The sequence below is a fragment of the Streptomyces sp. PA03-1a genome (assembly GCF_033792805.1).
Classification (GTDB): domain Bacteria; phylum Actinomycetota; class Actinomycetes; order Streptomycetales; family Streptomycetaceae; genus Actinacidiphila.
Genome location: NZ_JARAVO010000052.1, coordinates 36,461 through 43,162 on the forward strand (window position 1 = coordinate 36,461; position 6,702 = coordinate 43,162).

Here is a 6,702-nt window from a genome sequence, read left to right on the forward strand (position 1 = left end):
GAGGTGCGGCCGGCCGGGGCGGGTCGTACCGGCCGGGGTCAGGCGCCGGCGCGGTAGGTCGAGGTGAACGTCCAGTCGCCGGAACCGACTTCGTAGATCCGCTCCCCGTCGGCGGAGCGGACGAAGCGGGCGCCCTTGGGCGCGGCCACGTCACCGGAGGTCACCGGCACGTGCACCTCGGCCGTGGTGCCCGCGGGTACGGTGAGCCGCAGCTGGTACGCGTCCCCGTCCAGGCGCCAGGAGGTGCCGGCGGTGCCGTACGGGGTGCGGTACGAGCCGGAGGCGGAGGTGAGGCCGGCGACGAGGGCCGGGTCGACGAGGAGTTCGCGGTAGCCGATGGAGCCGGGTGCCTGCTGGATGCCCGCGAGGCGGGCGGTGAACCAGGCGTCGATGGCGCCCAGCATGAAGTGGTTCTGGGACTGGCCGGGGCCGCCGTCCCAGCTCTCGCCGAGCGTGGTGTTGCCGTGCAGCACCTGGTAGCCGTAGCTGGGGCTGGTGGTCTGGGTGGCGATCCGGCCGACGACGTCGTCGTGCCCGGACTCCGAGAGCACCCGGAAGGCGGCGGGCAGCGAGATCTCCCCCAGGTTCAGGTGGAAGTCCGCCGCCTCGACGCTCGCGACGAAGTGGCCGAGCAGCCGGTCGCGCTGGTCGGCCGGGACGGCTCCCATGTCGAGGGCGAGCGCCTCCGCGCCGTGCCCGCCGCCGCCGAAGGTGCCCTGCGCGGGGTCGTAGTACTTGTCCGCGAGGGCTTTGGCGCTCGCGTCGGCCTTGGCGCGGTACCCGGCCGCGGCGTCCTGGTCGCCCAGGAGCGCGGCGATGCGGCTCATGGCGTCGACGACGCGCCAGTAGCCGTAGGTGCCGGCCACCGCGCGGGGGAAGGTGGTGTCCGGGGTGAACCAGTCGCCGAGGCCGTAGTCGAGGATGCCGCCGGAGACCTTCTCCTCCAGGAAGGTCACGTACTTCCGCATCTGCGGGTAGTAGGTGGCGAGGGTCTCCTGGTCGCCGTAGGTGGTGTAGAGCTGCCACGGCACCAGGACGAAGGCACCGCCCCAGTTGGAGTCGTTGCGGTAGCCGCCGGGCAGGGCCGTGTACTCCGGGGTGGTGGAGGTGATCAGGCCCTCGGGGGTCTGGCCGTCGGCCATGTCGCGGACGATCTTGCGGAGCTGGGACTCCATGTCGTAGTTCGCGGCGAGGGTGGGGAAGACGAGCTGGTCCTGCTCCAGCCAGCCGAGCTTCTCGCGGCTCGGGCAGTCGGTGAGGACGCTCATCATGTTGCCCTCGATGGAGCGGCGGATGAGGGAGTGGATGCCGTTGACCAGGTCGTTGGAACTGGTGAAGTCACCGGCCGAGGTGTTGTCGGTGTGCAGCACCTTGCCGCGGACGGTCACCGTCGCCCCGGCGGGCAGGCCCTTCAGCTCCAGGTAGCGGAAGCCGTGGTAGCCGTACTCGGGGTGCCAGGTCTCGGCACCGGAGCCGCTCGTGGTGTAGCTGTCCCACAGGGGCCCGCCGACGTTGCTGATGGACTGGAAGGCGTGACCGTCCTTCAGGCTCTCGGCGGGCACGATGCGGACGGTGGTGCCGGCGGGTGCCCGCACCGTGATCTCGGGCCAGCCGGCGATGTTGCGGCCCAGGTCGAAGACCCGGCTGCCCTCGGCGCCGGGCACCTCCTTGCCGGTGAGGGTCTCGACGACCCGGATCGGCTCGGTCTCGCGGGCGCTGAGCAGGGCGGGCGCGTCCGCGGTGCCGGGACCGGCGACGGTCACGGCCTTGTCCCAGCCGGCGCGGCTGCCGCGGGGTTCGTCCCAGTGCGGAACGGCGCGGCGCGCGTCGTAGTCCTCGCCGCCGTACCAGTTGGAGGACGTGGTGGGGCCGAGCGTGGTGCGCCAGTCGTCGCCGCTGCCGATGCGGCGGACGGTGCCGTCGGCGAGGGTGACCTCCAACTGGGCGATCAGCTTGGGGTCGCTGATGTTGCCGTAGAGCTTGCGGTAGCGGTCCGCGGTGCTGACGACGTTCGAGATGCCGTTGCCGACGGAGACGCCGACGGTGTTGCCGCCGGTGCGCAGCAGGTCGGTGACGTCGTAGGTGGCGTACTGGACGCGCTTGGTGAAGGTGGTGTTGGCGGGTTCGAGGACGGCGTCGCCGACCTGCCTGCCGTTGATGGTGGCGTCGTAGACGCCGAGGCCCGATACGTACAGGCGGGCGCTGCGCACGTGCTTCGGCAGGGCGAAGTCCTTGGTGAACAGGGGCAGTCCGGACGGCAGCCAGGGCTTCGGCGGCTGCCGTCCGGTGACGGCCGCGGCCTGGGTGAAGGGCCCGGTGGGGGTGTCGGCGGTGGCGAGGGTGTAGTCGGTGGGGAAGCCGGGGACGCGGCCGTCGTCGGTGAGGACGTCGGCGCGGGGGTAGAGGGCGACCTGATCGAAGGTCTTCGCGGACTTCAGGTCGAGGGTGAGCGTGACGGGCTGCTGGGAGACGTCCGGTCCGGTGTGCGCCGCGCTGGAGTAGCCGGCGGCGGTCTGGAGGCCGCTGTTGGGCAGGCCGTCCACGGCGAGGGCCGGTTCCCAGGTCTTGCGGAGGGTGGTGGACTCGGACGCGGTGACGGCGGCACCCTTGGCGAGACCCGTGGTGCCGGAGGCCGCGTCGCGGACGTCGATCTCGCCGAGCTGCAGGCGCCAGGTGCGGCCGGGGAAGTCCTCCTGCAGGGGCAGGCCGAGGCGGGTGACGTCGAGGCGGAGGTAGCGGGCCGTGGTGCGGGGCAGTGTGACGACCACGGGGGTGACGTCGCGTTTGCCGAGCTGCCAGTCGGCGTTGGTGATCCAGTCGGCCTGCCAGTCGCCGCTCTTGGTCAGGCCCGTCTCGAAGGACGCGGGCGTGCTCCAGTCGGCGGTGTGGTCCGCGCCGTGCGAGCCCGTGGCGGACCAGAGCATGACGCGCCAGTAGACCCGGGTGCGGGAGCCGAGCTGCTTGCCGGCGTAGACGGTCTGCGGGACGGCGGAGGCGACCTTGCCGGAGTCCCACAGGTCGGGGCGGCCCTGCCGGAGCCTGGTGGGCGAGGTGGCGGCCTGGACCCGGTAGGCGGTCTGGACGAGCCCCGGTGAGCGGCCGGTGAGGGCCCAGCTCAGTTCGGGGGTGGTGTCGTCGATGCCCAGGGCCTGGGTGAGCTTCTGGGTGCGCAGGGCGGTCGCGGTCAGCGACGCGGGGGCGCCGGCCTCCGCGGTGACGGCGGTGGGCAGGATCGTGACGAGCGCGGTGAGACCGGTCGCGAGGGCGAGGGCCGGGGTACGCCTGGTGCCTGCGCGCGGGGGTCGGGGCATGCGGGTGCTCCTTGACGGCGGTGCTGTGGGCGGGGGCTGCGGGTCCGTCGCTGCGGGGGACGGCACGTCAGATCCGGCGCAGGGTGGTGGTGACCTCGCGGTACGGGCGCAGGGTCACCGGGCCGAGGAGTCCGGACGGCAGGGGCTTGTTGCGCTCGTTCGACAGGGTGTTGGACACCCGCACCGTGAGGGTGTTCCGGCCCGGGCGCAGCAGCTCCGTCACGTCGGTGGTGTACGGGGCCCATGGCAGCGGGGGCAGTTCGGTTCCGTTGACGGCGACCGAGGCGGCCTCCCTGACCTGGCCGAGGTCGAGGCGGAAGCCCCGGCCGTCGAGCGTCCCGGCGTCGAGGACGAGTTCGGTGGTGTAGGTGCCGCTGCCGGAGAACAGCGGTTCCACGGTCGTCCAGCTGCCGAGCGGGCCCGTGACCGGCGTGGCTCCGGCGCGCTGCAGGGTGAGCGTCCAGTCGCCGGCCACGGGGAGCGGGGCGAGCGGGTCGGTGACGCGTACCGTGCCCCGGTAGGTGCGGCCGCCGTCGGTGCCGGTGAGGACGTGGTCGCCGGGCGCGTCGAGGACGGCGGTGACGCGCAGGGTCTGGCCGGCGGCCTTGACGGAGGCGATGGACGCTGCGGGCAGGGTGCTGTCCGTGAGGTGCGGAGCTTCCTTCGCGCCGGCGCGCACGACGACGGCGAGGGTCTCGTACGGGGCGAGCCGAAGCGGCAGGCGGATGCCACCGTGCTTCTGCTCCCGGTGGACGGGCGCGGGGCGCACGGTGCCGGTGACGGGGTCCCAGAGTTCGGGGGCGCCGGTGGCGGGGAGCACGGCGACGGTGTCGACCTGCGCGGCGCTCTCGTTGTTGAGGAGGAAGGCGACGTCCTTGCCGCGCGTGGTGCGCAGCACCCGTACGGCCGGCGCCCGCGGTTCGAGGACGGCCGCGGCGACTCCCGCCTCCCGTGCCGCGTCCCCGAGGGCGGCGGAGTCCGCGACGCGGACGGCGGTTCCCGCGCCGACGCGGTGGCTGCCGGGGACGGTGTCGCCGAAGAGGCCGTTCAGCGCGCGCTCCAGGCTGCGGTCGCGCCCGCCGGCGTCCTCCTGGGGCAGGGTGCCGACGGCGACGACGGTGCCGCCCTGCCGGGCGAAGGCCTCGAGGCGGGTGACGGCGGCGGCGTCGAGGGTCGGGGTGACGGGGAGGACGGCCAGGTCGTAGCCGGCCTCGCCGACGACGAGCCGTCCCTGGTGGACGCGGGCGTGGGCGAGCAGCTCCGGGTCCCCGGAGAGGGCGCCCTCGTGGACGAGGTCGAAGTCGACCTGGGCGCTCTCCAGTGCGTACGCGGCGTCGGTGAAGGCGCCGTCGACCTCGCCCTGGCGGGTGGTGCCGCGCCACTGCTCGGCGGCCCGCTGCGGCTGGATCAGGGCGGTGCGGGCGCCGGAGGTGCCGCGGGCGACCTCCATGACGCGGCCGATCCAGTCGGCGATCGGCTCCATCGCCCACCACCAGGGTGCGCGCGGCCCGAACGGCGGCGGGAAGAAGACACGTTGCTCGTCGGTCCACAGGGCGTGCAGCACGGTGAGGTTGACGCCGCGGGCGGCGTTCGCGCCGACCAGGGCCCGTACGAAGTCGGGCGCGACCTGCCAGCCCATGTTGCCGAAGCACTCCAGCAGGGCCCGGTCGCGGCCCATCTGGTGGGCGACGCTGACCGGGTTGCGGGGGATCATGGTGGGCTGTCCCGCCACGTACTCGGCGGTGATGATGTCGCCGCCGGGCACCTGCGCCCACTGGTGGACCTTGTGCAGGTCGCCGGTGGAGACGATCCGCTTGGAGGGCGAGGTCTCGTCGTACAGCGGGTTGGTGATGAGTGCGACGCCGCGCCCGGCGTACCACTGGGACTGCTTGCGGAAGTAGCCGGCGAAGCGGTCCGAGACGGCCTGCCAGTAGCGGCCCCGGGTGATGCGGCCGGTACGGCCGAGGTCGTCGAAGGCCGTCGCGTAGGCGGTGCCGGGCTCGGTGCCGGCCTTCCGCAGGGCCGCGGCCAGGGTGGGCGACCACGGGAGGCGCTTGAAGTGCGCCTCGGCGGAGGCGAAGAACGGCTCGTCGTCCCAGAAGCCGGGGATGACGTTGCCGAAGTAGCGGGCGAACCTGCGGTGGTACTCGCCGGGCACGATGTCGAGGAACAGCTCCACCGGCTCGTCGTCGAGGAGGTCGACGTAGCTGCGGCTGTAGCCCTGGGAGTCGTCGACCAGCGGGGTGCCGCCGAACACGTCGATCAGCCAGTCGCCCTCGGGGACGCGCCAGGTGCGGCCTTCACCGAGTTCCCCGGTGAGTTCGACGACCTGGTCGCTGGAGGTGGCGCCGACCGGGCGGCCGCGGTCACGACCAGGCTCGCCCACAGGGCGCGCTGCGTCCCGGTGGCACGGACGCCGACGCCGCCGGCGGGGTGCGTGGTGTCGGTGACGGTGCCCTTGGCCTTGCCGTCGAGGGTCACGGTCAGGGTGGAGCCGCTGACGGTCACGGCGAGGGTGTGGAACTTGGTCTTGTTGAAGCCGTCGGTGCGCATGGAGCGGGCGAGCTCGACGGGGTCCCGGTCCTCCGCGAGGAGCGACACGGTGACCACGCCGGTCTGGTCGAACTCGACGGCGTAGCCCGCGGTGCCGTCGGCGGCGGCGCGTACGACGAGCCCGGCGGACACCTGGTCGGCCCGGGCGCTGCCGGTGACGGTGTAGTCGCGCCACTCATCTCCCCCGCGCAGCACGGCCGCGCCGCCCAGGACCGCGGCGTCGGCGACCAGCGAGGTGGTGTCCACGCCGACGCCGGTGGTGGTGCGCAGGTCGATGGTGGCGGGTCCGGAGACGACGGTGCTGGACCGCCACAGGGCCTTCAGCCGCAGGTCGGGGCGGGGCTCGTAGGTGCGTGAGCCGACCTGGCCGCCCTTGACGATGTACTCGCCGGATCGTCCGCTGGGGAAGTGGTCGTCGTTGAAGATCCACACCCGCATGCCGGTCTTCTCGGCGGTCCGCAGGACGTGGCCGACGATCGCGAACCATTCCTCGCTGAAGAAGACCGGCTGCATCTCCGCGTTGTCGAACGGGAAGAGCACGACCTCGTACATCCCCTTGTCCCGCAGGTCCGCCATCTGGGCGTCGACGAGCTCCGGGGTGACGGGGCCGTTCCAGTACCAGTAGACCGTCGGGCGGCTGTCCCTGGCGGGGTCGGCGAAGCGGGCGGGCGACCAGGTCGTCCCCGTCGCACCGTGGTGCTGCTGCGCGGCGTACGCGGGGAGCGGCAGGCCGGAGGCGAGCGCGGCTCCGGTCATCCCTGCGGCGGCCACGAAACGGCGTCTGGACAGGGGGAGTTCAGGCATGGCGGTACTCCGTGAGGTGAGGGCGGGTGCAAGC

3 protein-coding genes are annotated in these 6,702 nt (G+C 73.2%); all 3 read right to left on the bottom strand.

Annotated elements, in window-relative coordinates; all coding sequences use genetic code 11:
- Positions 1-38: 38 nt before the first annotated feature.
- On the bottom strand, positions 39-3,311 hold the full coding sequence (locus PV341_RS14380) for a family 78 glycoside hydrolase catalytic domain (protein ID WP_500357961.1): 3,273 nt from the start codon (positions 3,309-3,311) through the stop codon (positions 39-41).
- Positions 3,312-3,378: 67 nt separating this feature from the next.
- A complete protein-coding gene (locus tag PV341_RS14385; RefSeq protein WP_500357967.1) occupies positions 3,379-5,025 on the bottom strand; it encodes a glycosylhydrolase-like jelly roll fold domain-containing protein in 1,647 nt (548 codons plus the stop codon).
- A gap of 548 nt (positions 5,026-5,573) precedes the next feature.
- On the bottom strand, positions 5,574-6,668 hold the full coding sequence (locus PV341_RS14390; protein WP_500357963.1) for a twin-arginine translocation signal domain-containing protein: 1,095 nt from the start codon (positions 6,666-6,668) through the stop codon (positions 5,574-5,576).
- Between the last annotated feature and the right edge of the window lie 34 nt (positions 6,669-6,702).